Origin of the sequence: Thermoanaerobaculum aquaticum (genome assembly GCF_000687145.1) — a bacterium.
GTDB classification, from domain to species: Bacteria; Acidobacteriota; Thermoanaerobaculia; order Thermoanaerobaculales; family Thermoanaerobaculaceae; genus Thermoanaerobaculum; species Thermoanaerobaculum aquaticum.
This window is the reverse complement of sequence record NZ_JMFG01000042.1, coordinates 1-2,836: the sequence shown is the minus strand read 5'-3', so window position 1 is coordinate 2,836 and position 2,836 is coordinate 1. Positions and strand designations below refer to the sequence as shown.

Annotated in this window: 3 protein-coding genes; 1 reads left to right on the top strand and 2 read right to left on the bottom strand. The window is 56.7% G+C overall.

Annotated features, from left to right (window positions below):
* Nucleotides 1-195 precede the first annotated feature (195 nt).
* A complete protein-coding gene (locus EG19_RS11800; RefSeq protein ID WP_152544056.1) occupies nt 196-387 on the bottom strand; it encodes a hypothetical protein in 192 nt (63 codons plus the stop codon).
* Nucleotides 388-1,570: 1,183 nt separating this feature from the next.
* Between EG19_RS11800 and EG19_RS13485 the strand changes: the two genes are divergently transcribed.
* On the top strand, nt 1,571-1,819 hold the full coding sequence (locus tag EG19_RS13485; RefSeq protein ID WP_152544055.1) for a hypothetical protein: 249 nt from the start codon (nt 1,571-1,573) through the stop codon (nt 1,817-1,819).
* Between the two features lie 164 nt (nt 1,820-1,983).
* On the opposite strand, the gene EG19_RS11795 is transcribed toward EG19_RS13485, so the two are convergent.
* Nucleotides 1,984-2,836: RHS repeat-associated core domain-containing protein (locus EG19_RS11795; protein ID WP_038050558.1), on the bottom strand; the 853-nt coding region annotated here is incomplete at its 5' end.

Sequence of the window (2,836 nt, the reverse complement as noted above, 5' to 3'; positions counted from 1 at the left end):
TAGCCCTGGCTGTAGCTCAAGCTCACGCTCCGCACCGGGTCCGCCACGCCCGCATCGTCGGGATAACCTATTCCTACGAAGTTCCCCAGTTCATCCCAGACAATCCACGTGACAGTGCTGAATGCCTTCCGTTCGGGAAACACTTGCCAAAAGCCTTGATCCTGCCCAAATGGTGTCTTTTCCCTAAAACACCTGCTAGCTTCCTGTGGAAGCGCTGTAGCTGTAGCTGTAGCTGACCTCCCGCAACACCTCATTCCCCAAACCCCGCAAGCTCAAGGTGTACTTGGATGCGTTTTGGTCCCACTCCAGGATGCGCTCACCTGCCGCCGTGTACGCAAACCGCCGATTCAAGCCGTTACCCTGCAGGGCAATCATCTGGTTTCCCACATCCCAAGTGTAGCTGAAGCCGCCCTTAAAGACGGATTTTGCGAAGGGGCCGTACCGCGCAGCGCTGAAACGCCCCCTGCTGGTCTCTGTCCCAAGCGTCCGCCCCCCGCGTAGTTTCTGAAGTGACCAAGTGCGTCAACACTGGAGCTTCGATCGGCAACGGCTCGGCGTCCTTTGTTTCTGCCCTAAAGAAAGGCCACGTCGCTGGCCCTAAGATACGACAGACATTTCGCCCCCCTCAGCGGGCCTTCCTCTGTCCCCCTGTGACTGCAGCAAGAAAGAGAACCGCCGCTACTCCAAGCTGCGGCTCCTCGGGAAACCAACAATAGCTTCACAAAAAGGGGGACACCAGTGGTTCCACCGCAACTTTGAGTGAGCGAATGGAATCCTGGTCTCGCCCAACTCACGCTTGGGCCGCCAGCCATCCTCCAGCATTCGCTCCAAATCAAGTCGCGCCTCCAAGCGTCGAGCAACCTTATCTACCGACGCCGCAAGCTCGTTGTGAGCCAGGTTACCGAACCGGAAAACTAGGCAAGGTCGAGCCCAGTGCCTGTTGCAAATCCACTGAACGTGAGTAAGCAATGAACGCCGCGGATGAGAACCTTCTTCCCCGGGTACTCCTAAGATCAAAAGGGGGCTACCGTTGGACTCCCGCACAAGTTCGGCTCACTCACGAATACGAGAACTGGACTACACCCCTTGCAGTGCCTGTGCCTTCTCGGCCGCCAACCTTAGTGGCACACTTTTTCTCTCCGTTTTTCGAAGAGAGTCATCGATGGGCTGTCAGCCTACCCGAATCCCGCCAACCACAACGCGTGAGGGATATTTCCCCAGCACCACTAGGCATTCCGGCAAGGTGAACGTACTGCTCCAGGCAACAGTGACAAGCCGCAGCTCTCCTGCCCTTTCCGCGTGACAAGCGGCAACCGTAACCAGTACAGCGGGTCCAGAGGGACCCGCTGCGCCCATTGCCAGTCTTGTTCTGTAATTGCGCTGTCGACCACCGCGTACCAAAGCAATTTTCAGAGAGGCTCAAGGCTTACCCCAATGCCGTTAAGAGTAGCAGCCACTGGAAAAAGACCTTGTGTCTGCCGACCGACGTAAACGTTCTAATTTTACCGCCCGTTCCACCAGCCGCACGAGGACCCGAAACCCACCCCAAGAGGCCGACTCTAGTGCTTCCATGGCAGAAAACGCCGCTTATGCCGCGAAAGCGCACCTACCTAACCGCACGTCGGACCGACTGTTTTTGCCACCCGAGAGCGTGGCTTACGGAGATCCCTACCACAGGATGGGCATGTTTGGCGGAAAAGCGAAAACGGTGCGATCACTGGCCCCTCGTAAAAAACCCTTGCCCCGCAACGGCGACATCGGATGTTCCAAACAGCTTTCTGAATTACAAGCGCGACAAGAAACGCCAAAACAAAACTAATTGCGAAACCAACCGAGTTCCTCAAGTACGCGGCAGGCACAAAGGTTGGAACAAGAAAGACAACCGACAACAACTGGAACAGACGTAACTCTCCACGCTCGGTCGCTACTCGGCGTGCGACGAACCGGTTGAGGAAAGCAGAAGGGGAAGGTTTCTCCCCCATCTCAGTATCCAAATCTCACGGCGGTATAAATCGACTCCGCGAGATGCCGAGCAGAAAACACAGTGAACGTTTTGGTCGCTACTGCATTGAGTCCGGCCCCCCTGCCTCGAAACCCCACGCTGAATCCCGCCGGCTCGCGCCTAAAAAATGACATACTTGCTCCAGGCGCCCGGTTGGCAGCCAAAGTTGCCTGTGCTTGCAGCGACTCAAAGGAAATCCCTGGCATTACGTATCCAACGTTCCACCCACTGGCCGCGCCATACCCTCTCCCCGCGCCGACTTGGAGATAGAGCACGAGATCCCACGGGTTGGTGCTTATGTAGACCCCAACTTCCGCAGCCACCGCCAGCTCAAGGCCCAAAAAGCCCCCATAAGAACCGTAAAGCGTTCCCCAGTCCGCCTCGCTTTCGCTCGAAACCCACCCCATTTCTTCCGGCCTTGCCGCTCGCATAATGGGCGGCGCTGGCGTAGCAGAGAGAACCGGCGTTCGAGATGTCGGACGGTTCCATCCCAAAATCATTCGCCATTGCATCTCTTTTACAGATTGCCAAGCTTCGCACGATATGTTTTTAGGGGCGAAAGGACAAGGATCCCCACCCGCAGACACCTCCACCGTTTCCGAGTAATTGATTTTCAGCGGCTCGGCCTCTGCCAAACCCCACGGGTCCACGAAGTTGATGGGATTCCCACCCACATACGCAAACAGGTTGAAGGATTGCGGGGCTCGGTGATTCCCACGCACGGGATCAGGCGAGAGGAACCTCGCCACCTGCGGGAAGTACCAGCGAGCATGCAAGAAGTACAAATCATCGGTGTACGTGCTGGAGGTGTTTTGGTGCTCCAACTCGTACCCC